Source organism: Methylophaga thalassica, from assembly GCF_030159795.1.
GTDB lineage: Bacteria > Pseudomonadota > Gammaproteobacteria > Nitrosococcales > Methylophagaceae > Methylophaga > Methylophaga thalassica.
This window is the reverse complement of the sequence record NZ_BSND01000005.1, coordinates 652,784-677,877: the sequence shown is the minus strand read 5'-3', so window position 1 is coordinate 677,877 and position 25,094 is coordinate 652,784. Positions and strand designations below refer to the sequence as shown.

Annotated in this window: 30 protein-coding genes; 12 read left to right on the top strand and 18 right to left on the bottom strand. The window is 43.4% G+C overall.

Translation table 11 applies throughout. From position 1 onward, the window contains the following. Nucleotides 1–42: 42 nt before the first annotated feature. Nucleotides 43–960 carry an LpxL/LpxP family Kdo(2)-lipid IV(A) lauroyl/palmitoleoyl acyltransferase gene (gene lpxL, locus QQL60_RS10410; RefSeq protein ID WP_273178683.1) on the top strand — a complete coding sequence of 306 codons (918 nt, stop codon included), beginning with the start codon at nucleotides 43–45 and terminating at the stop codon, nucleotides 958–960. Here the strand turns inward: lpxL and QQL60_RS10405 are convergent, their stop codons facing one another. From QQL60_RS10405 to QQL60_RS10390, 4 genes are all read right to left on the bottom strand, one after another. After that, the gene (locus QQL60_RS10405) at nucleotides 961–1,443 is read right to left on the bottom strand and encodes an acyloxyacyl hydrolase (protein WP_273178685.1); all 483 of its coding nucleotides are present in this window, start codon (nucleotides 1,441–1,443) and stop codon (nucleotides 961–963) included. A 131-nt stretch (nucleotides 1,444–1,574) separates the two neighbouring features. Then, nucleotides 1,575–1,964, bottom strand: a complete 390-nt coding sequence (gene rpsI / locus QQL60_RS10400; protein ID WP_007146943.1) for a 30S ribosomal protein S9 — start codon at nucleotides 1,962–1,964, stop codon at nucleotides 1,575–1,577. Nucleotides 1,965–1,976: 12 nt separating this feature from the next. Then, nucleotides 1,977–2,405, bottom strand: a complete 429-nt coding sequence (gene rplM, locus QQL60_RS10395) for a 50S ribosomal protein L13 (protein WP_007146942.1) — start codon at nucleotides 2,403–2,405, stop codon at nucleotides 1,977–1,979. Between the two features lie 85 nt (nucleotides 2,406–2,490). Then, nucleotides 2,491–3,288, bottom strand: a complete 798-nt coding sequence (locus QQL60_RS10390; protein ID WP_007146941.1) for an undecaprenyl-diphosphate phosphatase — start codon at nucleotides 3,286–3,288, stop codon at nucleotides 2,491–2,493. A gap of 132 nt (nucleotides 3,289–3,420) precedes the next feature. On the opposite strand from QQL60_RS10390, the gene QQL60_RS10385 reads away from it, so the two are divergent. Beyond that, complete coding sequence (locus tag QQL60_RS10385; protein WP_284723263.1) at nucleotides 3,421–7,278, top strand: DUF3683 domain-containing protein; 3,858 nt, start codon at nucleotides 3,421–3,423, stop codon at nucleotides 7,276–7,278. A 72-nt stretch (nucleotides 7,279–7,350) separates the two neighbouring features. Here the strand turns inward: QQL60_RS10385 and QQL60_RS10380 are convergent, their stop codons facing one another. The 4 genes from QQL60_RS10380 to efpL are packed head-to-tail and all read right to left on the bottom strand — an operon-like array spanning nucleotide 7,351 to nucleotide 9,329. Beyond that, on the bottom strand, nucleotides 7,351–7,695 hold the full coding sequence (locus QQL60_RS10380; RefSeq protein ID WP_284723262.1) for a HopJ type III effector protein: 345 nt from the start codon (nucleotides 7,693–7,695) through the stop codon (nucleotides 7,351–7,353). A 10-nt stretch (nucleotides 7,696–7,705) separates the two neighbouring features. Then, nucleotides 7,706–8,374, bottom strand: coding sequence for a nitroreductase (locus QQL60_RS10375; RefSeq protein ID WP_284723261.1), 669 nt, complete (start codon nucleotides 8,372–8,374; stop codon nucleotides 7,706–7,708). A gap of 4 nt (nucleotides 8,375–8,378) precedes the next feature. Further along, the gene (locus tag QQL60_RS10370) at nucleotides 8,379–8,753 is read right to left on the bottom strand and encodes a YbaN family protein (RefSeq protein WP_284723260.1); all 375 of its coding nucleotides are present in this window, start codon (nucleotides 8,751–8,753) and stop codon (nucleotides 8,379–8,381) included. 9 nt (nucleotides 8,754–8,762) lie between these two features. Beyond that, nucleotides 8,763–9,329 (bottom strand): elongation factor P-like protein EfpL, encoded by a 567-nt coding sequence (gene efpL, locus QQL60_RS10365; protein WP_007146936.1) that lies wholly within the window; start codon nucleotides 9,327–9,329, stop codon nucleotides 8,763–8,765. A gap of 157 nt (nucleotides 9,330–9,486) precedes the next feature. Here efpL and ylqF point away from each other — a divergent pair, with 157 nt between their 5' ends. The 10 genes from ylqF to gnd all read left to right on the top strand — a co-directional run bounded on the left by ylqF (nucleotide 9,487) and on the right by gnd (nucleotide 16,893). Then, nucleotides 9,487–10,404: a ribosome biogenesis GTPase YlqF gene (gene ylqF, locus QQL60_RS10360; RefSeq protein WP_284723259.1), complete on the top strand. Its 918-nt coding sequence runs from the start codon at nucleotides 9,487–9,489 to the stop codon at nucleotides 10,402–10,404. A 51-nt stretch (nucleotides 10,405–10,455) separates the two neighbouring features. Then, nucleotides 10,456–10,977 carry a Slp family lipoprotein gene (locus tag QQL60_RS10355; protein ID WP_284723258.1) on the top strand — a complete coding sequence of 174 codons (522 nt, stop codon included), beginning with the start codon at nucleotides 10,456–10,458 and terminating at the stop codon, nucleotides 10,975–10,977. Between the two features lie 100 nt (nucleotides 10,978–11,077). Then, nucleotides 11,078–11,266, top strand: a complete 189-nt coding sequence (locus QQL60_RS10350; RefSeq protein ID WP_007146933.1) for a hypothetical protein — start codon at nucleotides 11,078–11,080, stop codon at nucleotides 11,264–11,266. Next, entirely contained in the window at nucleotides 11,263–11,517 is a 255-nt protein-coding gene (locus QQL60_RS10345) for a hypothetical protein (RefSeq protein ID WP_007146932.1), read from the top strand. Before QQL60_RS10350 ends, QQL60_RS10345 begins: the two co-directional genes overlap by 4 nt. Before the next feature lie 21 nt (nucleotides 11,518–11,538). After that, the gene (locus QQL60_RS10340; protein ID WP_007146931.1) at nucleotides 11,539–11,754 is read left to right on the top strand and encodes a hypothetical protein; all 216 of its coding nucleotides are present in this window, start codon (nucleotides 11,539–11,541) and stop codon (nucleotides 11,752–11,754) included. Between the two features lie 124 nt (nucleotides 11,755–11,878). Continuing rightward, nucleotides 11,879–13,141 carry a porin gene (locus tag QQL60_RS10335; RefSeq protein ID WP_284723257.1) on the top strand — a complete coding sequence of 421 codons (1,263 nt, stop codon included), beginning with the start codon at nucleotides 11,879–11,881 and terminating at the stop codon, nucleotides 13,139–13,141. Nucleotides 13,142–13,175: 34 nt separating this feature from the next. Then, a complete protein-coding gene (locus QQL60_RS10330) occupies nucleotides 13,176–13,706 on the top strand; it encodes an FMN-binding protein (protein WP_284723256.1) in 531 nt (176 codons plus the stop codon). Nucleotides 13,707–13,709: 3 nt separating this feature from the next. After that, a complete protein-coding gene (locus tag QQL60_RS10325) occupies nucleotides 13,710–14,429 on the top strand; it encodes a PepSY-associated TM helix domain-containing protein (RefSeq protein WP_284723255.1) in 720 nt (239 codons plus the stop codon). 41 nt (nucleotides 14,430–14,470) lie between these two features. Next, nucleotides 14,471–15,430 (top strand): nucleotidyltransferase domain-containing protein, encoded by a 960-nt coding sequence (locus tag QQL60_RS10320; RefSeq protein WP_284723254.1) that lies wholly within the window; start codon nucleotides 14,471–14,473, stop codon nucleotides 15,428–15,430. Then, on the top strand, nucleotides 15,427–16,893 hold the full coding sequence (gnd, locus tag QQL60_RS10315) for a decarboxylating NADP(+)-dependent phosphogluconate dehydrogenase (RefSeq protein WP_273178705.1): 1,467 nt from the start codon (nucleotides 15,427–15,429) through the stop codon (nucleotides 16,891–16,893). Before QQL60_RS10320 ends, gnd begins: the two co-directional genes overlap by 4 nt. A gap of 43 nt (nucleotides 16,894–16,936) precedes the next feature. Here the strand turns inward: gnd and QQL60_RS10310 are convergent, their stop codons facing one another. The 10 genes from QQL60_RS10310 to guaB form a co-directional block, all read right to left on the bottom strand. Continuing rightward, on the bottom strand, nucleotides 16,937–17,815 hold the full coding sequence (locus QQL60_RS10310) for an SdiA-regulated domain-containing protein (protein ID WP_284723253.1): 879 nt from the start codon (nucleotides 17,813–17,815) through the stop codon (nucleotides 16,937–16,939). 170 nt (nucleotides 17,816–17,985) lie between these two features. Further along, nucleotides 17,986–18,381, bottom strand: coding sequence for a phosphate-starvation-inducible protein PsiE (locus QQL60_RS10305; RefSeq protein ID WP_273178708.1), 396 nt, complete (start codon nucleotides 18,379–18,381; stop codon nucleotides 17,986–17,988). 257 nt (nucleotides 18,382–18,638) lie between these two features. Further along, nucleotides 18,639–18,863: a hypothetical protein gene (locus tag QQL60_RS10300; RefSeq protein ID WP_007146923.1), complete on the bottom strand. Its 225-nt coding sequence runs from the start codon at nucleotides 18,861–18,863 to the stop codon at nucleotides 18,639–18,641. Nucleotides 18,864–18,875: 12 nt separating this feature from the next. Further along, nucleotides 18,876–19,025 (bottom strand): hypothetical protein, encoded by a 150-nt coding sequence (locus QQL60_RS10295; protein ID WP_284723252.1) that lies wholly within the window; start codon nucleotides 19,023–19,025, stop codon nucleotides 18,876–18,878. A 349-nt stretch (nucleotides 19,026–19,374) separates the two neighbouring features. After that, nucleotides 19,375–19,683, bottom strand: a complete 309-nt coding sequence (locus tag QQL60_RS10290; RefSeq protein WP_284723251.1) for a DUF3144 domain-containing protein — start codon at nucleotides 19,681–19,683, stop codon at nucleotides 19,375–19,377. Between the two features lie 121 nt (nucleotides 19,684–19,804). Then, nucleotides 19,805–21,121: an MFS transporter gene (locus QQL60_RS10285; RefSeq protein ID WP_284723250.1), complete on the bottom strand. Its 1,317-nt coding sequence runs from the start codon at nucleotides 21,119–21,121 to the stop codon at nucleotides 19,805–19,807. A 33-nt stretch (nucleotides 21,122–21,154) separates the two neighbouring features. Beyond that, nucleotides 21,155–21,586, bottom strand: a complete 432-nt coding sequence (locus QQL60_RS10280) for a DUF6524 family protein (protein ID WP_007146919.1) — start codon at nucleotides 21,584–21,586, stop codon at nucleotides 21,155–21,157. Nucleotides 21,587–21,693: 107 nt separating this feature from the next. Further along, nucleotides 21,694–21,969 carry an acylphosphatase gene (yccX, locus tag QQL60_RS10275; RefSeq protein ID WP_284723249.1) on the bottom strand — a complete coding sequence of 92 codons (276 nt, stop codon included), beginning with the start codon at nucleotides 21,967–21,969 and terminating at the stop codon, nucleotides 21,694–21,696. Beyond that, nucleotides 21,960–23,537: a glutamine-hydrolyzing GMP synthase gene (gene guaA / locus QQL60_RS10270; RefSeq protein WP_284723248.1), complete on the bottom strand. Its 1,578-nt coding sequence runs from the start codon at nucleotides 23,535–23,537 to the stop codon at nucleotides 21,960–21,962. The genes yccX and guaA overlap by 10 nt, the downstream gene beginning before the upstream one ends. Nucleotides 23,538–23,597: 60 nt before the next feature. After that, a complete protein-coding gene (gene guaB / locus QQL60_RS10265; RefSeq protein WP_284452175.1) occupies nucleotides 23,598–25,061 on the bottom strand; it encodes an IMP dehydrogenase in 1,464 nt (487 codons plus the stop codon). Between the last annotated feature and the right edge of the window lie 33 nt (nucleotides 25,062–25,094).

Below are 25,094 nucleotides of genomic sequence, written 5' to 3'. Positions count from 1 at the left end.
ATGATAGCATAGGCGCTACTTTGTGAAAGCAACAGAACCTGAATGAACATTTTCCAGAAACAATTTCTACATCCCCGCTTTTGGTTAAGTTGGCTGGGGCTGTTACTTATGCGTTTGTCAGTGTATTTGCCAGCCAAATTACAATATCGTATTGGTATGCTGCTCGGTCAGTTGATGCAACCCTTTATGCGTTCAAGAGCAAAAGTGGTGCGACGAAATCTGGAGTTATGTTTTCCAGAGATGAGCGATGCTGAACGAGAATATCTCGTCAAGAAAATCCTTAAAAATACAGGCATGATGATGATCGAAACCGCGATAAGCTGGTGGGCATCTGATAGGCAACTTCGCCGACGTGTCACTTATGAAGGGCTAGAGCATTTAGAAGCGGCTAAAGCAAAGGGAAAGGGAGTTATTTTGCTAACAGGGCATTTCACCAGTATGGAGATTGGTGGTCGCTTAATTATGTTACAAACCCCGGCTTATGTGATGTTCAGACATCTTAAGAACCCCTTATTTAATGCCGTTATGATGCGTTCACGAATTTACCATAGCGAAGGTATTGTAATGCGGGATGATGTCAGAGCCATGTTGCGCGCATTACGTAAGAATAAAGTTGTCTGGTATGCGCCTGATCAAGACTTTGGCCCAAGAAATAGTATCTTTGCCAAATTTTTTGGTGTGACTGCGGCCACCATTCCTGCAACGGCCAGAATGGTAAAAATGACAGGGGCAGAAGTGGTGCCATTTGTGCCTAAACGTAATTCAGATGGTAGTTACCATATTCAAATTTTCCCTGCATGGGAGGCATATCCATCTGGCGATGATATCGTCGATGCTCAACGTATAAATGACTGGATTGAGTCTCAAATTCGACAGATGCCCGAACAATATTTCTGGTTACATCGTCGCTTTAAAACTCAACCCGACGGAAAAGGGCGTTTATATAAGAAAGTCAGATAATTAAAAGCTATAGCTTAAAATTAATGATTCTGCACCAGGATTATTCTCACCGATATTAGCGTTGGATAGATGATATAAACCTAAGCCAAGTCGACTTTTATCACTAAACTGATAGGCAAGTTCGGCACCTGTTCTGAACTCAATATCGTAACCTAAATCAACCCCTCCACCTTGTTCATAAGCCGCAATAGCGAAGTTGGGTGTCAGTATCCAGTTGTTGTTGAGATAAATGTCATATCTCACACCAGCATAGCCCCAATAACCACCATCAGAAGTCAACGTTGCTCCAAGGGTAGGAATCAAATTAAAAGCCGACGCTTGTGGGGAAAATCGATATTCAACACCTATCTCAGCAGCAGTATTATCATCGAAAACCTCAAAGGCACCCACAGACAAAGCCATTTGTGATTCTTGTTCTGCGAAAGCCATAGAAGGGAGAAGGAGGGTGAGTGCAATTGAGGCGTTACGAAGATGTTTATTCATCGTTGGGTTCCATGCCAGAATTTAATAAAAAGGCTTTATAACATGCCTATTATTTGTGAGGCAAGAATCCCAGCCATAAAAAAAGGCCACCCAAGGGTAGCCTTTTTTCGATCTGCAAAAGCAGCCAACAATTAACGTTTTGAGAATTGAGGACGTTTACGTGCTTTATGAAGACCAATTTTCTTACGTTCAACGGCACGAGCATCACGAGTGATAAAGCCTGCTTTACGCAATTCAGCTTTTAATTCGTTGTCGTATTCGACTAGTGCGCGGCTGATACCGTGACGAATTGCACCGGCTTGACCATTATTACCACCACCACGAACGGTGATTTTCAGGTCAAATTTTTCAAGCATGTCAACTAACTCTAAAGGCTGACGAACAACCATGCGAGAAGTTTCACGACCGAAATAATCTTCCAGTGTGCGAGTGTTAATTGAAATGTTGCCGCTGCCTGGTTTCAGGAATACACGAGCTGTTGAGCTTTTGCGGCGACCTGTAGCGTAGTATGAATCTGCCATGACAATATCCGATTAGATTTCCAGCACTTTAGGCTGTTGAGCTGTATGAGGGTGTTCTGCGCCAGCGTAAACTTTCAGTTTGCCGAACATCGCGCGACCCAGCGGGTTTTTAGGAAGCATACCTTTGACAGCCGTCTGGATAACACGCTCAGGTGCTTTGTCGAGTTGTTTTTCCAGCGAGATAGACTTGATACCACCGATATGACCTGTGTGGTGATAATAAATTTTATCTTTCATTTTGTTACCAGTTACACGCAGTTTTTCAGCGTTGATAACAACAATGTAATCGCCAGTGTCGACATGTGGTGTGTAGATAGCTTTATGCTTTCCACGTAAACGACGTGCGATTTCAGTAGCCATACGGCCTAATGTTTTGCCGTCAGCATCAATAACGAACCAGTCACGACGAACTTCTGCTGGTTTTGCACTTATGGTTTTCATCCGCGAGTTGCTCCTGATAATTACGCAGGCGGGCTAAATAAAGAGGGAGAATATTACGCACTAAGGAAAAAGCTGTCAACCTTATTTAAGTAAACAACCAAAACAATAATACGCCAAGCACCAGACGATATAGTACGAATGGCCACATCCCAATACGATCAAGCATTTTTAGAAATAAGAAAATGCATAAATAGGCGCTAACGGCAGAAAATAATGCGCCAGCACATAAAGCAAACCAGTCTATCACAAGTTGTGATTCGATAAGCTCAATAATTTTTAAACCACCCGCGAGAACAATGACCGGAATTGATAACAGAAAAGAAAAACGAGCTGCAGCCTCTCGTGTTAGACCCAACATCAAACCTGCAGTAATTGTTATGCCTGAACGTGATGTACCTGGAATCAGCGCAATCGCCTGAGCAATGCCAATAAAAAGTACATCAAACCAATTTAGTCGATTTTCATTACGAATGCGTTTACCTTGCCAATCTGCCCAGCCCAATAACAGGCCAAAAACGATAGTGGTTGTCGCAATGACAAGTGGACTGCGGAAACTTGTTTCTACCAGGTCCCCTAAAAATAAACCTGCTAAACCGACAGGAATAGTGCCAAACAGCACTGCCCAAGCTAATTTACTGTCACCGATAGTCTGCTTTTGCGCAACTGACTTAAACCAGTCCACTATCAAGGCCCGAATTGTCCGACGGAAATAGATAATAACGGCAGTTAATGTTCCGACGTGAACGGCAACGTCAAAGGCCAATCCTTGATCCTGCCAGTCAGCAATAATAGGTAATAAAATAAGGTGAGCCGAGCTGGAAATAGGTAAAAATTCAGTCAGGCCTTGTAATAAGGCTAAGGCGATAATATGTAACAAATCCATGGCAAAAACAGTCGTCCAGAAGCTTATTTAATAAAAGGCTTAATTTATGTGGGTCATATTATAGTCGCGCCCGTGTTAAAATTGCCGCTCTTAAACATCACTCTTACTTTAGAAAGAGGCTTATCTGTCAACATGTCTAACCGAATTCGCGAGATTCCGTACAACTATACCTCATTTTCTGATCGTGAAATCGTCATTCGTTTCCTAGGGGAACCAATGTGGGAGGTTTTGCAGCAACTCCGTGAGCAACGCAAAACTGGCCGCTCAGCAAAAATGCTGTTTGAAGTTCTAGGAGATATGTGGGTTATCCAACGTAACCCATTTATTCAGGACGATTTAGTCGAAAACCAAAAGCGTTGGGGCTCGCTTCGTCATGCTTTGCATCATCGACTGGATCAAATTCGTATCCGCGCGGAAGAGAATAATAATGACCTTGCTCTGCAATTGGAGAAAAGTGCGCGTCAAGCAGTAGAGCGGTTTGAACGTAATTTATTGAGCACCGCGGAACGTAGAAAGATGGTGATGCGTCGTTTATCCAAAACGACAAAAAAACACAATATCCAGTTTGATGGTCTGGCCCGTGTCTCACATGTAACTGATGCCACTGACTGGCGTGTTGAATACCCACTAGCGGTTGTGACGCCAGACTCTGAAGAAGAAATGGCAAAAATTATTGCTGCCTGTATCGACTTGGGATTAACAGTTATTCCTCGTGGTGGTGGTACTGGTTATACCGGTGGCGCTATTCCGCTCACGGCTGAAAGTGTGGTGGTTAACACTGAAAAACTGGAAGGCCTGGGGGAAGTTATTTATCGCCATATTCCTGGTCGTGATGAAAAAGTGCCTACCGTTCGAGCTGAGGCCGGCGTTGTTACACGCCGTGTTTCTGACTTAGCTGATCGTAATGGTTTAGTGTTTGCTGTGGATCCAACCTCACAAGATGCATCCACCATCGGTGGTAATGTGGCGATGAATGCCGGTGGTAAAAAAGCCGTGATGTGGGGTACGGCACTAGATAATCTGCTGTCATGGAGAATGGTGACGCCGGATGCCACCTGGATGGAAGTGGAACGGTTAAACCATAACCTGAGCAAAATTCATGATATTGAGTATGCCGAGTTTAAAATAACGCGCTTTGAAGCTGATGGTAAAACCGTTATTGGTGAGCCAGAAGTCATGAGAATACCTGCCAAAGAACTACGTAAGATTGGCTTAGGGAAAGACGTGACAAACAAATTCCTCGGTGGTTTGCCGGGCATACAAAAAGAAGGCTGTGATGGTTTGATCACGTCTTCTGTTTTTGTTCTGCATCGTATGCCTGACTATATCCGTACGGTCTGTCTTGAGTTTTTCGGTAATGACTTAAGTAAAGCCGTACCGGCTATCGTAGAGACCAAAGATTACCTGGACAATAACAAAAACGTGTTACTGGCCGGGATGGAACATCTTGATGAGCGCTATGTAAAAGCAGTTGACTACTCAACCAAAGCGCCGCGTTCAGTGGCGCCGAAGATGGTCTTGCTTATTGATGTGGTAGGGGATGATGAGGATGCGGTAGCAGAAGCCTGCTCTGAAGTGGTTCGTCTTGCCAATGCGCGTGATGGTGAAGGCTTTGTGGCTGTCAGCCCTGAAGCGCGCAAACGTTTCTGGGCCGATCGTTCTCGGACAGCGGCGATTGCCAGACATACCAATGCGTTTAAGATTAATGAAGACGTCGTTATTCCTCTGGATCGTTTATCTGAATATAACGATGGTATTGAACGTATTAACATTGTTCAGTCCACACGCAATAAGCTAAAAACAGCGAAAGCAGTGAAAACCTATTTGAGTTCTAATCCAAAAGAACTGAAAGAGTGTGGCAATAAAGATTTGAGTGATAGTGTTGAAAACGATGCCATCGTCAATTCTAAAAACGAAGCCGCATGCCGTCATGTCGATGTGGTCATGGCACGCTGGCAGAAAATTTTAGACAGCCTGGACAAACCTGCTAAAGATTTAGCCGACCTGCTGTCTGATACTGCTACAGCCAATATCCTCGACGGTGATACGTTATTTAATGTACTACAGCGTCGTGACTTACGTATTTCGTATCGTGAAGAAATGGAAAAACCCTTAAAAGAGTTATTCCAAGGGCAAGCGCTGAGTGTTTTACGTAATAAGCTGGACAGTATTCATAAAGAAAACCGTTCAGGTCGTTTGTTTGTCGCCACCCACATGCATGCCGGTGATGGTAATGTTCACACGAACATTCCAGTCAATTCTAATGACTACGAAATGATGCATGATGCTGAAGGCATTGTCGATGAAGTGATGGCATTAGCTGGGCGCCTGGGTGGTGTTATTTCCGGTGAACATGGTATTGGTCTGACCAAGATGCAATATCTGGACAAAGCTACCATTGATGCCTTTGCCGGGTACAAACAGAAAGTGGATCCCAATGGTCATTTCAATGCCGGTAAGTTATTAGCCGGTTCTGGTCTGGACAATGCTTATACACCGTCATTACGCCTGTTAGAGCAGGAAGCGTTGATTCTTGAACAAAGTGATCTGGGTGACATCAACAATGACATCAAAGACTGTCTGAGATGTGGTAAGTGTAAGCCTGAGTGTACAACTCATGTGCCTCGTGCCAACTTACTATACTCACCACGGAATAAAATTCTTGGTACAGGCTTGATTATTGAAGCTTTCTTGTACGAAGAACAAACGCGCCGTGGCATTTCAGTTCGTCACTTTGAAGAGATGAATGATGTGGCGGATCACTGCACGGTATGTCACCGCTGTCTGAATCCTTGCCCGGTCAATATCGACTTTGGTGATGTCAGTATCAAACTACGTGAAGTGCTGAAGAAACAAGGCAAGCGTCGTCCAAATATTGGCACCTGGACATCGATGGCCTACCTGAATGCGACCGATCCTCTGACAGTGAAAATTATGCGTAAAACCATGATTGAGTGGGGGTATCAGGCTCAGAAAATGGCGCATGGTGTTGCTAAAACACTAGGCTTATTAGGCAGTAAGAAAAAACGTCCCCTGCCTACGACCGGTAAAACGCCGATTCGTGAGCAAGTCGTTCATTTCATGAAAAAGCCAATGCCAACAGGTTTGCCGACGCAAACTACACGTGCCATGTTGGGTGTTGAAGATGAGAAAATGATTCCGATTCTACGTGATCCGAAAAAGGTCAATGATGAATCAGATGCCGTTTTCTACTTCCCGGGTTGTGGTTCTGAGCGTTTGTTCAGCCAGGTAGGTTTGGCGACCTTAGCCATGTTGTATGAAGTGGGCACTGAAACTGTGCTGCCCCCTGGCTATCTGTGTTGTGGTTACCCACAAGCATCAACAGGGGATAAGGAAAAAGCCACATCGATTTCGACATCTAATCAGGTGTTATTCCATCGCTTAGCGAATACGCTGAATTACATGGATATCAAAACCGTCATTGTCTCATGCGGTACCTGTATGGATCAGTTGCTGAAGTATCAGTTTGAGGCGATCTTCCCTGGCTGCCGCCTGTTGGATATTCATGAGTATCTGATGGAAAAAGGTGTCAAGCTGGAAGGCGTGGAAGGGGTTCAGTATATGTATCATGACCCATGTCACACACCTATGAAAACGTATCAGCCGACCTCTGTGGCCAGTACTTTAATGGGACAGGAAGTAGCATTAAATGATCGTTGCTGTGGTGAAGCCGGTTCGTTCGCTGTGGCGCGTCCAGATATTGCGACGCAGGTGCGTTTTCGTAAGGAAGAGGAAATTACTAAGGGGATTCAGGAACTGACCGGGCAGGATAAGGCGAAAAATGGCAATGTGAAAATGTTGACGTCATGCCCAGCCTGTCAACAAGGCCTGAGCCGCTACAGTGAAGATACGGGTATTGATACCGACTATATTGTGGTTGAAATTGCCAAACACCTGAAAGGGGATAACTGGCATAAAGACTTCATCGATAGTGTTAAGCAAGGTGGTATTGAACGCGTATTACTCTAAGTTAATCGCAGAAAATACTGTAAAAAAAGGGAGCATCTGCTCCCTTTTTTATTTGATATATGAATCAACAGACTAGCGTGCTGTTAGTGGTCCACCCTCAAATTGCACGCCATCCCAACCGGTTTTCATAAAGTGGCGAATATTTTGGTGATCGTCCCCGTGTGGATTGGCTAACACATCATCCCGATAATACTGACCAAAGCAGGCTAGGGTTTCGTCAACACTAAGTGCATGTATTTTGCCAAAGCCAAGAATTTTGCATGAGCCATTATTTTGGCCGGCTTCATTGGTGGTACCACCGTTTTTAAATGCGGTAGGAGTAAATACATAATTAGCTTCAATGACTGACATAGTGTCATCAAACTGTATGTTTTCAGGGTGTGTTTTTAATTGCGTTAAAAAATCCTGCAATTCCATTTTATCTCCATTATTCATCATAAAATTGAGTGAAATTTTCTACTGTCTCACGTTCAGTTCTAAACTGATTCACCTGAGCTTCAGTGTCTTCATAACCCAGCGCCATGCCCGAAAGAATGATGGCATCCTTTGGTAAAGATAAGTGTTCTTTCACAACATTGGGATATTGCGCTAATGCTGCCTGAGGGCAGGTTGCCAAGCCACAATCGACCGCAGCCAGCATCACTGATTGCATGAACATACCCATGTCCATATATGAACCGGTTTGCATGATGCCATCCATCCAGAAAAACAGCATCACCGGCGCATCAAAGGAACGGTAATTGGCTGCCCATTGCGCGCGTTGCCCTGCTTTATCGTCACGGGCAATGTTTAGCGTTTGATAAAGCTTTAAACCACAAGCTTTGCGTCTGTCATTATAGGGAGAAGGCATTGGGTTGGGGTAGTACTGATAGGCTGGGGCGGTTGTTTCACCTTGTTCAAATGCAGAAACCATCGCATCAGCCAGACGCTGTTTTGCTTTTCCTCTGACGACAGCCACTTTCCAAGGCTGTGTATTTGAGCCGGAAGGACTGTGTCTAGCAGCCTCCAGAAGAGTCATTAGATCTTGCTGACTCACTTCTTTATCTAAAAAATGACGCACAGAATGGCGTTTTTGCATGGCTTCAATCGTATTCATCTGCTTAGTCTGATTCCTTTACACGAGACAAACAGGCTAACAGAATGAGTCCAATAGTAAATAACATGACTTGTAACCAAAGTCGGCCCCAAACGGCAGCAATTGAAATAGCAAATGACATAATGATGATTAAATAGGCTTTCTTTTTAATATCCCGGCGCATGCTATGTGTTTGCTGCCATTGCCTTAGTGGTGGTCCGAACCATTTGTGATTGAGCAACATTTGATGAAACCGGGGAGAGCTTTCGGCAAAACTCGCCAAGGCTAATATCAGAAAAATCGTTGTTGGCATCAACGGCAGGATGACACCAATGATGCCCAAGGCGACAAACATCCAGCCTAAGCAAATTAAAACAAGATGTTTGATACGTGTCTTCATACGATCGTTTTAGGCTCTCGACATAAATTTACCTGTGTCGGTGTTGACCCTAATGACTTCTCCATTTTCGATATATTCTGGGACTTGTACTTCTAAGCCCGTCGATAAGGTTGCTGGTTTTGTGCGAGCCGCTGCCGTAGCGCCTTTTATCCCCGGCGATGTATCGACAATAGTCAAAGAAACCGCGGCTGGCAACTCTATAGCCACAAGTTGTTGTTGTAATAAAACAGCGACGATATTATCCAGACCATCATGGATATAGCCCAGCGCGTCTTCAATATCAGCAGCATTGATAGCGTATTGCTCAAAGGTTTCATTGTTCATAAAGATGTAGCTGTCGCCATCCTGATAGGAAAATTGGACTAACTGGCGTTCACAGTCGACCTCTTTAAGAAAGTCTTCGCCTTTGAAGGATTCATCACGTTTTTGTTTCGTTTTAAGATGGTTAAAACGAACTTTATATAGTGTCGATGCGCCACGCGAAGATGGGTTACGAATATCAATATCTTTAACGACATAGGGCTCATCATGTACTTCTACTACCATTCCACGTTTAAGATCACTTGCCTTGGGCATACTCTTGTTCCGATTCTCATAGAAAGTTCCGCATTATACGTTACCGAGACCTTAGCGGAACCAATTGCCATCTAGCAATGAGTAAAGCTGATCGGTGTTAATACGGCTTTGCGTTAGAATGTTATCCAATATCTATCGTAGTGAAAAAGGAACGTTAATGGCAATTCAGTGGTATCCCGGCCATATGCATAAAGCCAGCAAAGAAATGAGAGAGATCTTGCCGCAGGTGGATCTGATTATTGAAGTGCTGGATGCCCGAATTCCCTTCAGCAGCCAGAATCCTATGCTGGCAGAGATTCGCAAAGACAAACCTTGTATCAAGTTGCTGAATAAATATGATCTGGCTGATGTAACAATCACAGAGCGTTGGCAGCAGTATTTTGAGCAGGAAAATCATACGAAAACGCTGACTATGGTGGCTCAGCAACAGGAAGGTATCGCTGATTTACTGACACTGTGTAGAAAAATGGTACCTGCCAAAGCAGAAGCGGGAAGACCGATTAACACGATGATTATGGGCATTCCGAATGTTGGAAAGTCCACATTGATTAACAGTCTTGCCGGTCGCCAAATAGCCAAAACAGGTAATGAACCGGCAATTACCAAAATGCAACAACGCATCAGACTAGAACAAGGTGTTGTCTTGCATGATACCCCTGGCGTGTTATGGCCAAATCTTGAAAACCCTCATGGTGGTTATCGTCTAGCCGTGACTGGCGCAATCAAAGAAACAGCAATTGATAATGATGATATTGCCTTATATGCCATCGAGTATTTGATGCAGGCCTATCCGGAACAGTTAAAACAACGCTTCGGTCTGGATACTTTAACTGAATATCCGCTGGAGAATATGGAAGCTATTGGAATCAAACGGGGCTGTCTGAGGTCTGGTGGTAAGGTAGATTTGGATCGTACTGCTAAGATCATTCTGACTGAGATCAGAGCAGGCATGCTGGGAAGGATCACCTGGGAGACACCTCAAATGATAGAAGCAGAATGGCAACAGGTTTTGATTGTCCGAGAAGAAAAAGCAGCAAAAAAGGCTGAGCGAAAAAAGAATAGAAAAAACAAATAACGACTTATATAAACTCATTAACTACTAAGGTATATGACAGGAGGTTTGCCAATGATTCGTTTCAGCATACTCATATTAGCTTTGGCTGTGCTAACAGCATGCAGTTATATGTCTCCCAAAATCCAACCGCCTGCGGAGGGGGACTTGTCACTTAAGCAGGTAGCAGACAATATTAATTTATATCATGGTAAAACAGTTCGATGGGGCGGTAAAATTATTGCTGTTGAAAATAGCGAGCAGCAATCAGAAATTTTGGTCGTTCAGTTCCCGCTCAACCGAGTTGGCCGACCAGACGAAAGTAGTGACAGTGAAGGTCGTTTTTTTATTCGTAGTGCTAACTTTCTCGATCCTGAAGTTTATAAAACAGATAGTTTTATTACAGTGCTAGGGCAGGTTGTCGATCAGAAAAATATCACTGTAGATCAAAAGCAGCTTACCTTACCGGTTATTCAGCAGAGCAAAGAACAGCGTTGGCCGGCAAATAATCCTGTTTCAGGTCTGCCATACAACCCTAAACATGACTGGCCCTTTGTAGGCTACGGTTACTACGGTACAGGGTCTTATTCTCCTTAAAGACTTTTACCGAAACTTTACATTCTTTAAATAAGAATGATTTGCATTTAGATTTAAATGAATTTATACTCATCTCCACATTGTCAGGACGAGGTGAGTTATGAAAACAGCACAATTTAATACACAGGGAAGACATAGCATTCATCTGGCATTTGATGAAAATACGCTAGAGACCTTAATTCACGAAGGTAAGCTGCACGCGGCTGACTTTAACTGTCTGAATAAAAGTTCTAAAAAAACGGTCTGGAATATGCTGCTTTCTGCAGCGGCAAGGAAGTTAAAATCATGAATATGCCACTGAGTCGACCTGACTGGCAGCGTGATTGTTTGCTGGCATCCATCAAAGAGTTAGTGGCATATTATCAAGTTAGCCCATCAGCTTGTTTGGCACTACAGATAAGTCGCAACTATCGCTTATTACTCACCCAAGACGACCGTGTTTCTATCAAAACATTATGGCAGTCGTACGCGAGAGGTTGGTGGGATGTTTACTGCCGGCATCGAAACCTCAAACAACGCACAGCATTTTCCTTTTCCTAATCTTTATTTAATGGAGCCCCCATGGCGAGTAGAGCATGTAAACCAGAAACAATTTATGAATCTAATACTGTGGATATTCAACATTGCCCTGATTGTAAAATGATTCATCTCACAATGGGATCGATTACTGTGAGAATGAGTGAGCATCACTTCACTCAATTTGCCCAAGACATGAGTAAAGGTTTATTCGAATTTAATGCAGCATATGCTCAACCTAGCCTCCGTGTCATGATGTAATCCTGGTTGCAGGTATGATTATTTCCCGTTAATCATATGAAATTTTCCTAAAACTAAGTGATAGTGATTCGCAATATAGGTATACTTTCTCTTGTTTTTACTATTGAAAACAGGATGAGAGAGCATGTACAAATTCAAGAAAACACTGCTGGCGAGTACATTGATGGTCGCCATGTCTTCAGCTCAGGCAGCTTCGCCCACGAATGAAGAAATCTGGCAGCTTCTGCAAGAAATGAAGCAACAGTTGAACGAAGTTAAGCAACAGAACGAACAACTGAAAACAGAAAATCAAACACTGAAACAACAAGTCGTTGCCACACAAGCTAAAGCCGAACAGGCAAATGAAACCGCTGAGGCATTAGCTGTGGCAACAGAAGAAGCAGTAAAAGCCTCTGCCGCTCAAGAAAGCAAAACGTCTATCGGTGGTTACGGAGAACTGCACTACAACAATCTACAAAATCAAGGTAGTGGTGCTGATAAGGATGAAATTGACTTTCATCGCTTTGTCTTATTTTTCAATCATGAGTTCAATGACAGACTTCGACTATTTTCAGAGTTGGAATTAGAACACTCTATTTCCGGTGATGGTCAAAATGGCGAGGTCGAGCTGGAACAGGCTTATATCCAATACGATTTCAATGACAAGCACCGTGTTAATGCGGGTTTATTCCTGGTGCCGGTTGGTTTATTGAACGAAACCCATGAGCCAAATACCTTTTATGGGGTAGAACGTAATAATGTTGAGAAAAACATTATTCCTACGACCTGGTGGGAAGGTGGTGTGATGTTTAGTGGGGAACTGGCACCTGGTTTTTCTTATGATGCCGCGATGACATCAGGTTTAAATACTTCAGCCAGCAGCGATTATTCTGTACGGAGTGGTCGTCAAAAAGTATCTGAAGCCGATGCTAGTGACTTTGCTTACACCGGGCGACTCAAATGGACGGCAATTCCAGGTGTTGAAGTCGCTACATCATTGCAATACCAGGAAGATATAACTCAAGGTAATGACCTTGATGCGGGTAGTGCTGTGTTATGGGAAGCCCATACCGCAATTCAACAAGGTAAATTTGGTTTCCGTGCTTTATATGCAACATGGCATTTAGAAGGTGATGGACCAAAATCAGTCGGTGCAGATAAGCAAATGGGCTGGTATCTGGAACCTTCTTATAAATTGACTGATGCGATTGGAATCTTCACACGTTATAGCTTATGGGATAACCAGGCGGGTAGCTCAGTTGATTCAGAAGTGCGCTCATGGGATTTAGGTGTGAACTGGTGGTTAGACCCACAAGTCGTCGTCAAATTTGATTATCAGGATCAAGATGCTGAGAATGAAAATGATGAGTTTGATGGCTTTAATATCGGCTTGGGGTATCAGTTTTAATCGGTGAGTAACAGGCGTGGTGAGTAGTTATAAGATGAGTAATGTCATTTCTGGTTTCAAAGTCTTTTTGTTATGTTCAGTCTTACTACTCACCACGACGATATCTCATGCTCGTGGCGTTTACCAAACCAATGATGCTTTCTTAGCAGAGGTGTTTAACGGGACGCTTCCTCAAAGTGATGTCGTCTGGATGAAAGGTGATGTCCGACAGACTGTTACGGATATTCTTGGTCATCCCTATGCGGGTTTGCGAATTCGTTATTGGCGGGAAGGACAACGCAGTGCCTGGATACTTGAGGAAATTGGCAAAGAGGAGCCAATTACTTTTGGTGTGGTTATCGATGGCGACCGCGTCGAACAGGTCAAAGTACTGGCTTATCGTGAGAGTCGGGGAGGAGAAGTGAAATACCCGGCATTCACACAGCAATTTCAGAATGTCGGATTGGTTGATAATCGGTTAGACAAACATATTGATGGCATTACTGGAGCAACATTATCCGTCAGGGCTATGACGAATGTAGTTAGGCTGGCATTATATCTGGATTCATTTATTAGCCAGAGTTGATCCATGAACCGCAAATTGCGCAGTTTTCATCGTGTTATCGGCGCCATCTTAGCCAGTTTTTTATTAATGTTTGCTATTACTGGGATAGCACTTAACCATTCCAGTCAGCTTAAGCTTGATAAGCGTTATGTCAGTTGGGACTGGCTTATGTCTCAGTATGGTATGGGGGAGGTTAAGCCTGACACTGCATTTTTGATTGATAACAAAATTTTTTCTCAATTTGGCAATCAACTTTTTCTTGATGCCACACCATTAATACATATTGAGCGTTCCTTATTAGGCGGGATCGCCCTTGAAGATCTTATTGTTCTAACGACGGATGATGCGTTAATTCTATTAACCCGGGAGGGTGAATTTATTGAAAAAATGGGGGCTGAAGCCGGCATTCCTGCGCCTATCCAAAATATTGGTCTTTATCATGGTGAGCCGGTCTTACAAACCCGCCAATCAATGTGGCGCAGTAATTTTATGTTGGATAAATGGGAACCGATTTCATTACAAGGCGTCTCATGGAGTATGCCGCATCCTTTGCCACAGTCGGTAAATACAGAGCTAAAACAGTTTTTTTATGGTAAAGGTATCAGTATTCAGCAACTTCTTCTTGATATACATAATGGCCATATTCTCGGTCCAATAGGAATTTGGCTGATTGATGCACTGAGTGTTTTGATTATTTCCTTATCTTTATCTGGATTATGGATGTGGGGTAGACGACTGGGGTAATTTCTTGTCATGATGCCTTTAACAAAGGAGCGTAATACACGATGAGACAGGCAGATTTCCCTTATTTGCCAAAAGACTTTATTCAGACGGCTGAAGGTCTTATCTTTGCTGTGGTCAGTTATCATCCCCATCAACAAAAAATTGGTTGTTTTCTACGTTATATCGAAAATCAAGGTCAATGGCAGAAAATTGATACTGAGCAGGCCAATCGTTTATTAGCCCGCCATTACCCTAAATATCTTTTTAAATCACTGCAGTTTGATGCTGAGTTTCATGCGGTAAAACCCGAGGATGTTGAGGTTCATCATCAACCAGAACAACATCTAACGTCTGTTCTTGCTTGTTCTCCAAATGATGAAATTGAAGAAAAATGCCACCGTTTAATCGCTATCCTCACCAAATATGGTGTGAATACGGCTTCTCTAGGATTGACAGGATCAATGTTGATTGGTCAGCAAAAGAAAGGTTCGGATATTGATTTGGTGGTATATGGGCGCGAGGCTTTTCGTCAAACCCGTGAGGCAGTTAAACAAGCTGTTGCGGAGCAGCAACTCACGGCGCTTGACCTGTCACTCATGAAAGATAATTTCCAACGACGCGGTGGTGAACTTAATTTTGAAGAGTTTGCCTGGCATGAAGCCCGTAAATATAACAAGGCGGCGATTGATGGTACCAAATTTGATATTGGTATGGTCAGTTTGCCGGAAGAGTTAGTCGTTGATCATCACCACTATATTAAGCAAGGAATTTCTACCTTAAAAGCAGTGGTGATTGATGATCAGCAAGCATTTGATTTTCCCGCCCGTTATCTTATTGATAATGAAATGACGCCGGAAGTCATTTCATTTACCCATACCTATGTTGGTCAGGCACAAGCGGGAGAGACCATTGAGGTAGCAGGAGCGGTAGAGTGTGATTCGGCATCAGGACAACGTCGTTTAGTTGTTGGATCAACCCGTGAAGCTATTGGTGAATATATAAAGGTGTGTAGAGACTTATGAGAGAAGTAGATAATCCTGCAGTAGCAGATATTGGTGTTGTCGGACTTGCCGTGATGGGGCAGAACCTTGTTTTAAATATGAATGACAAGGGCTTCAAAGTGTCGGTATTTAACCGTACAACGAGTAAAGTCGATGACTTTATTAATGGACCAGCGAAAGATACCAATATCATTGGATTTCATGATCTGAAAAGTTTTGTGAATAGCCTGAAATTACCGCGGCGGGTCATGTTAATGGTCAAAGCCGGTCCGGTGGTGGATACTTTCATTGAGCAGTTGGTGCCGTACCTCGAGAAAGGCGACATCATCATTGATGGCGGAAACTCCTTATTCAATGATAGTGACAGAAGAACACAAGAATTACGTCAGAAAGGGATTTTATTTATCGGCAGTGGTGTTTCCGGAGGGGAAGAAGGCGCTCGCCATGGTCCTTCTTTAATGCCAGGGGGAAATCATGCCGGCTGGTCAGCAATTAAACCTATTTTTCAGGCTATCGCTGCACAGGTTGATGGTGAGCCGTGTTGTGACTGGGTCGGTAATGATGGTGCTGGACATTACGTCAAAATGGTACATAACGGCATTGAGTATGGTGATATGCAGCTTATATGCGAAGCGTATCAGATGATGAGGGAAGGGCTTGGCATGAGTGGTGATGAGATTCACCAGGTTTTTGCTGAGTGGAATGAAGGTGTGCTTGACTCATATTTGATTGAAATTACCCGCGATATTCTGGCCAAACGTGATGAGAATGGTGAGTTGCTGGTCGATCACATTCTCGATACTGCCGGACAGAAAGGCACGGGTAAATGGACAGGCATGAATGCACTTGATTTGGGTATACCATTAACCCTGATTGGTGAGGCCGTGTTCTCAAGATGTTTATCATCGTTAAAAGATGAACGGGTAAAAGCTTCGAAAGTGTTACCTGCTATTACCTCATCGTTTGAAGGGGATAAAGCGGAAATGGTCAACGCGATTCGTGATGCTTTATATGCATCAAAAATTATCTCCTACGCGCAAGGTTATATGCTGATGCGTGAAGCAGCTAAGATTTATGGCTGGGAGCTGAATTATGGTGGTATCGCTTTAATGTGGCGTGGTGGCTGTATTATTCGAAGTCAGTTTTTGGGCAAAATTCGTGATGCCTTTGATCTCAATCCTGATCTGCATAATCTGTTACTGGACGACTTTTTTATTGACGCTATCACAGAATCGTTGCCGGGCTGGCGTAAGGCTGTAGCGACAGCGGTCAGTCTTGGCGTTCCTGTGCCAACATTCAGTAGCGCGCTTTCCTTCTATGATGGTTATAGAAGTGAACGCTTACCCGCTAATTTATTACAGGCACAACGTGATTATTTTGGTGCGCATACTTATGAGCGTATTGATAAACCGCGGGGTGAGTTTTTTCATACGAATTGGACAGGGCAAGGTGGTGATGTTTCAGCGTCCACTTATGACGTTTAAACCAATAAAAAAAGCGGTCATCGGACCGCTTTTTTTATGCCTGTCAGAATGATTGCTTGAGGGTTGTTTTTCGGTTTAATTTGAGCATCTGATTTGGCTCTCCGACAATATAAATATGACCATCGTTATCAACCGCTACCCCTTCAGGTTGTTTCATAATCGGCCAAAAATTAAATGGGCCAGTTTTTAATGACAGACTGGCGACTTTGTCCCCGCTTAAATTGATCATATGCAGTGCATTGGATGCTTCGCTTAACACAAGAAGAAAAGGTTGTTGTTCTGCGTAAAATAGGCTGATGCCAGCCAAATCATCAACATGATCGGGTAATGAGTGGTTAAGTTTTTCGACATCAATACTCGTCTCAGTATGATGTAAGACATGATTCAAAATTCTAGGTGGCTCTTCCTGCAAGACAAAAAAGCCATATTGGGCGGACCATGCCACGCCCTCCACACCCCTATTGCTGTGTTCTGCCCAATTCATGGGTAAGCGTTCACTCTTGTCATAACTGACTTTTGTTGTCGCATCATTGATGGAAAAGAACACCAGTTGCTGTCTTCGTTCTTCTGACACAACAAAGGTGTTTTTTCCAAGATAATCGACACTTTCTGTATCAACAAAACCATCAAGATGAATACGGCGAACAATATCACCTTGTTTGGTCAGTTCGATAAGCTGGGTAGGGTGATTGACTACGGCGAAGAGATGATCGCTTTCAGGATGATAGGTCAGACCTGACAAGTTGTCTTCAATACCTGAAATTTTGACGGGTTTACCAACATCGTAATGAGAGTTTATGTCCCACTTTGGTACATTTTTTATTTCTGCTTCAGTATGGGTATGACTAAGCAATAATAGGGTACTGGAGCATAAGACGGTAATCGTTAACCAGTGACTTAAAATGTATTTTAGATTTTGCATGTTTTTCCCAGATAACACTATAGACGTAGATTAGACTATGTCGACAAACTTAATCAAAGCTGAAAACACGCTGGGAACTGAATTTATTGTAGAGATAACCGGGATTAAATAAAAAAAGGCGGAACTGTTATCAGTTCCGCCAAACAAGCTGCTCATCGCGTTATTTATGATCAGCTTTCAACCTTCTCCTGCATCAGTTTTTTGCAGTAGTAGATAACGATAATCGAGGCGCCAAGCAAGAAAATCGATGAGGCTATTCCTAGAATGCGCCACGTATCGATGTTTTTCATGTCCAGAATCAAATAGCGCGCTAAGGCAACAATCGCAATATATAACGGTATTTTTATTGGCAACTCGCCTGACTCATAATAAACGGCAACCATGGTCAGTACTTCCAGGTAGATGAACATCAACAGCAAATCTGTCAATGACACATAGCTGTTATCAATCATTACTTTCACTTCAATGCCGATAGCTACCATCGTCGCTATGGCAACTAATATCAATCCTATGTCCTGAGCGAAAAGAAGAGATCGGCTTACCGAATTTTTAATTGGGTGCTGCATTGTTTTTTCTCCATTAAAAAAACACACCACACAAGAATGACTGTTTTTTAAACATGCTTTTGCAAGTTGTTTAAGAAGCAGAGATCCAAAATTGTGTAGCGGTTAAATACTAGCAGTGCTGATAGGGAGAATGTTTGTCTGACTTTCCGTAAATTTATGTGAGCTTGGGACTGAGAGACAAGTAAAAAAGAAGAAGAGCGTGGGGAGTAATCAATAACGCTTCAGACATAAGACCATGAAGCGTTATTGATAAGCGTTTATCGACGACGATTTCCTGCTGGAATAAGTAGCAGAAGTGTTCCTAAGCCGATACTACTTGCACCGAGCCAATCTGGAATATGGAAGTTATCTTTTTCATCAATCTGAAGTTCAATAACCCCCAGATCCGCTTCATGGGTTGTTTTAGTAAATGGAATATCATCCATGACTAACCCTGTTGTTCCGGCAGCAATTAATAAAATACCGAGAAATTTAAGTAACATTTTGATTCCTGTTTACTTGTTATGACCTGGTGCATTTTCGCTATTACCCGGACCATTGGGATCGTGGCCTGGTGGAACCACTTTATGCGGATGGTAGTGATGACACGCACTCAGAAATAATAATGCAGAAAGACTAAGCAACTTTAAAGCGTGAATAAACATACGTTTCTCCGTAATAAACACACTTAAAGACTAACATGACCGACTGTCATCTGCTTGTGAAAAAGACGGTTAGTGACTGATTGCATCAACGTGTTTAGCTGAGCCAGCTTCAGAGGAAGGTATCTCTTGATAGCGATCTGATTGCATCAGATATCGGGTGGCACAACCATTCAAGGCAAGAAGCAGACAGGTAAATATTATCCCGCTAACGGGTTTAAAAAAACGAGCTGACATAGAGACAAATCCAATCATCATTAATGATTAGATGCTATATGAATCCAGCTGGTTTTTCCGATAATTTTGTTATCAGCAACGCAAACCGGTTTTGATACAAAGGGTTATTCTGCAGCTAACCTTTTTGTTTTAGCTCTTCTGAGACTTGAATATACTGGTCAAAGTTTTGAATATAATCATCCATATTCATTTCCAACATTTGACGATATTCTTTTACAAAAAAGTCGATAGTTTCCTGTTTCGCGTCTGACATATCTTTGCTTTGGGTCCAACCTGAAGCACTGAACCATGCCGTATAGCGTGCCAGTCCATACATAAATGAAGCACTTACTTCACCTGCGGCAGCCCCCTTTTCCATTTGCTCATTAGCTATACGAATAAACGCATCAGCACGGTCAAAAAAGGCAGTATCTCTCTCACTCATAAGGTTTCGCTTTTTATTTTATTGTTGGCCCTAAAGGCCAGAAAGACGATTTATAAGCATAAACAATATGTGAAATTACGGTTAAGGAATCCAACCTATATATCCATGTGATAATGACTATTTATTGCGCTTCTTTCATTAGATAGGCTGAAACCATTGAGCTAAAACTCATTAAAGCAAACACTAATAAAACGACTTGTTCACCATACCAGTGCGAAACAATACTGAATAAACCGCCTAATAAAAGAAAAACGCCAATAATGCTATTCGATAGCGCAGTATAAATAGCCCGTTTATCCTGATCGGCAATATCGACTAAGTGAATTGACCGGCCCATTCGGACACCTTCGTATGCGACCATAAGCGTAAATAATAATGCCGGTAATACCCAGTAAACCTCTAATAAGTGATAACTGGCTGCAATAACGGTCAGTAACAAAGCCACACCAGCGCTGAAACCTGACAAGAGTAAAACCTTCCTGCTGGAGATATCGGCAAGACGTCCCCAGACATAGCCACTGACCAGACTGGCCAGGGAGGAGGCGAGTAATAAGCTTCCTAAGCCGCCGATATTGTTATTCAAGTGTTCAGCGTTTAATGCCAGCATAAACGGTGGCGCTAATGCTGTGGCGATAAGCAACGCTCGAGTCACGATAAAAAGTCCTAACTCCCTGTCTTTATAGAGATAAGAAAAATTTTGTTTAGCGATAATAAACAGGCTACCCCCACCTTCTGTTGCACCTTTCTGCTCTTCCAATGTAGAAAATAAGGCGCTGGCAATGACCCAAAATCCTGCTGCAAAAAAAAGACCGATGGTGACCAAGGTTAATTTATCAACGAGGTTAAGAGAAATCAGTACGGCATAGGCAATAACCAGTCCGGCTGACAAAGAAGAAGCCGTTCCGGTTGCTGTGCCACGCTTGGATTTACTGACTGTTTTACCCAATACGTCTTTATAAGAGACTGAACACATACTGCGTGACAGGGCCAAAAGACCTAATAAACACACAATTGTAATACCGAGCTGGGTTCCTTCCAGACTGAGAACGGCAATGCCCATGCCTGCTGCACACATACCCTGAATAAAACTCCCTAAGACCCAGGCATATTTACGCAAAGGCAAAGAGCGAATGGTATTGGCGATAAACAACTGAGGTAATAAGGAACCTGCTTCGCGAATCGGAACTAATAAACCGATGAAATAAGCAGGTGCACCTAGCGTCGTCAGAATCCAACTCAAAATCAGTTTTGGATTAACAAAGGCATCCGCTGATTTTGTTAATGACAGAGAGATAATATGAGTTGAGAAATTTCTGGGCTGCTCATCACATGCTTGTTCTGGTATATCTTTGCATGCTCGGCCATCATCCTCTGAGGTGAGTGTATTCCATGCTAGCTGTGCAGCCGTTTCAGTGAAATCTTGTTCTTGTTTTGACACGGTTAAGAGGCGTTCCTGTTTTAAGGGTTAGTTTTAATCTTCATCGACGTCATCTGTATCAATTTGACCTGAGATACGACGACGAATATGTGACCAAGACATACCGACTGCTAAAACCGCGGCAATCAGGAATAAGGCGATATAGCTAAGAATCGAGAAATCGTTGATCCCTAATAAACCCAGATCGACCAGCCACCAGATGATAATGGCAAAAAAGGCTAAAGCCAGTAACAAGCCAAGTCCACCTAAAGAACGGAAGGTCGCCCTAAGGTAAATCGTCCAGCCAATTAGCAATAACACAGTTGTCATCGCAAACGGTGGTGTTTTAAATGTACCCTGACCAAAGAAAGCGTCTTGTGCCCAGTGATAATAGCTATAGCCGCTTGGGTTATAACTGACAAAAACTAAAAGCAAAGCAAATAGAAAACGAAGTAAAAAGCTCTGGAAGTTAAAGCGTTGAGCCATGTGATTTCCTTTTTATTTATCGTTTGGTGATTGGGAATACATCATAGCGTTTGTTTTATGTTTAGCAATCCTGAGCTACTAAGCAATATAAAAGTCAAACGTAAAGATCAACGAATCTCAAAATCAGTGAATGTCAGGTCAGCTGATTGTTCTGTGACTTCAATTGAGGTGACCTCAGCAAACCGCGGGCCTTGATTGGCCCAGTTGAGCATATCTTCCAGTTGCTGAGCTTCACCTTGAATGAGTAATTCTACCCGGCCATCAGCTAGGTTTCTGACCCAGCCGGTTACACCAAGTTTATGTGCTTGTTGCTGGGCCGAGTAGCGGTAACTGACGCCTTGAACCCGGCCACTTATTAGACAATGCTTTTGCTTTATTCCCATTCAATCGTGGCGGGTGGTTTGCCTGAGATATCATAAACAACTCGAGAAATACCGGCTGTTTCATTGATGATACGGCGTGAAACCAGATCGAGGAAATCATAAGGCAGATTGGCCCAGCGTGCTGTCATAAAATCAATCGTTTCTACAGCGCGTAGTGATACGACATAGTCATAACGACGACCATCGCCCATAACCCCAACAGATTTTACCGGTAGAAATACAGCAAACGCCTGACTGGTTTTATCATAGAGATCATGTTTACGTAGTTCTTCGATAAAGATGTTGTCTGCTTTACGTAATAGATCCGCAAATTCTTTTTTCACTTCACCAAGAATACGTACACCTAGACCTGGACCAGGGAAGGGGTGACGGTAAACCATATCTGAAGGCAGACCAAGTTCCACACCCAGTTTACGTACTTCATCTTTGAACAACTCACGTAAGGGTTCAACCAGTTTGAGTTTCATATGTTCAGGCAGGCCACCGACATTATGATGCGTTTTAATCACATGGGCTTTGCCGGTTTTTGCTGCTGCTGACTCGATAACATCTGGGTAGATGGTGCCTTGAGCCAGCCATTTCACATTTTCCAGTTTGGCTGATTCTTCATCAAAGACTTCAACAAAGACACGGCCGATGATTTTACGTTTTTTCTCAGGATCAGCTTCGCCGGCTAATTCTTTCAGGAAGCGGTCTTCAGCATCGACACGAATGACACGAATGCCCATGTGTTTTGCAAACATGGCCATCACTTGATCACCTTCGTTTTCACGAAGCAGACCGTTATCCACAAATACGCAGGTTAACTGATCGCCAATCGCTTTATGCAGCAAAGCAGCAACAACCGATGAGTCAACGCCGCCAGATAAGCCTAATAACACGTCATCATCACCGACCTGTTCACGAATAGCCGTGATACTGTCTTCGATAATATTGGCGGATGTCCATAAACATTCGCAGCCACAGATATCGACAAGGAAACGCTCAATCATGCGTTGACCTTGTGTGGTATGAGTGACTTCCGGATGGAATTGAACGCCATAAAAGCGACGATCTTCATCTGCCATACCGGCGATAGGTGCGCTATCGGTGCTGGCGATAACTTTAAAACCTTCAGGTAATTCAGAAACGCGATCACCATGACTCATCCAGACATCCAACATACCCCAGCCTTCTGCTGTGGTGTGATCTTCGATATCACGTAATAATTCTGAGTGACCACGTGCACGAATTTGTGCATAACCAAATTCACGATGATTCGATGATTCTACAGCGCCACCAAGTTGGGCAGCCATTGTTTGCATGCCATAACAAATGCCGAATACCGGCAGTCCCATTTCAAAGACAATTTGTGGGGCACTTGGCGCGGCTTCGCCGATGGTTGAGTCCGGGCCACCCGACAGAATAATGCCTTTAGGATTGAATTCACGAATCTCGGCTTCGGTGATTTCCGGGTTACGAAGTTCACAATACACGCCGGCTTCACGAATACGACGCGCGATTAATTGCGTGTACTGCGAGCCAAAATCAAGGATAAGAATACGATGGTCGTGAATATTGCTGGTCATTGAGGTATCTTCAACTCTGTTAAATAACAACTGCCCCAGAAAGGGGCAGTTGTGAATGGTTTAGTTAACGCGGTAGTTCGGTGCTTCTTTGATGATGGTGACGTCATGGACATGACTTTCACTCATTCCGGCAGAAGTGACTTTAACGAATTGCGGTTTGGTACGCATATCTTCAATCGTTGCTGAACCGGTGTAACCCATGCTGGCACGGATGCCACCGATAAGCTGATGAATGACGGCGCTCAGGCTGCCTTTGAATGGTACGCGGCCTTCAATACCTTCTGGAACCAGTTTGTCTGCTTCGCTGGATTCCTGGAAGTAACGATCACTTGAACCTTGTTTTTGCTGCATCGCGCCCATCGAACCCATACCGCGGTAGGACTTGTATGAACGACCTTGATAAAGTTCGACTTCGCCTGGCGCTTCTTCAGTACCGGCAAACATACCGCCGATCATGATGGTGTGTGCACCAGCAACCAGTGCTTTTGCGATATCACCTGAGAAACGAATACCACCGTCAGCGATAACGGGTATACCTGTACCTTCTAACGCTTTTGCTACATTGCTGATGGCGCTGATTTGAGGAACGCCGACACCCGCAACAATACGTGTTGTACAAATTGAGCCAGGACCAATACCGACTTTAACTGCATCGGCACCCGCTTCAACTAAGGCCAAAGCCGCTTCAGCAGTAGCAATGTTGCCACCAATGACCTGAACCTGAGGGAAATTTTGTTTTACCCATTTGACCTGATCCAGAACACCTTGTGAATGGCCGTGAGCAGTATCGACAACGATAACATCAACACCAGCAGCCGCTAAGGCTTCAACGCGTGTATTACTTTCCGCACCAATACCAACAGCAGCACCTACACGTAAACGCTCCTGATCATCTTTAGATGCCAGTGGGTTATCTGTTTGTTTCTGGATATCTTTGACAGTAATCATGCCAGTCAGATGGAAGTTATCATCGGTAACCAGCACTTTCTCTATACGGTTGGTATGTAAAAGACTTAATACTTCTTCACGCGAAGCGTCTTCTTTTACGGTGACCAGTTTGTCTTTTTTGGTCATGATTTCAGAAACAGGGTTGTCGTAATGCGTTTCAAAACGTAGATCACGACTTGTCACGATACCAACCAGATCATCACCATCAACAACAGGTACACCAGAGATATTATGTGAACGGGTCAGTTCAACCACTTCACCAATGGTGGTGTTTGGTGACACAGTGATGGGATCACGAACAACACCGCTTTCAAATTTTTTGACCTTACGGACTTCATTAGCCTGTTGTTCGATGGTCATGTTTTTATGCAGAATCCCCAAACCACCTTCCTGAGCCATAGCGATAGCTAAACGACTTTCGGTGACGGTATCCATAGCTGCAGAGAGCAAGGGGATGTTAATAGTGATGTCACGTGTTAACTTGGTGGTTAAATTGACATCACGTGGGAGAACGTTTGAGTACGCAGGTAGGAGTAATACGTCATCAAACGTCAGGGCTTCTTGAGCAATTCTCATCGGGCACGTTCCTGAAATTACCTGTAATATGAT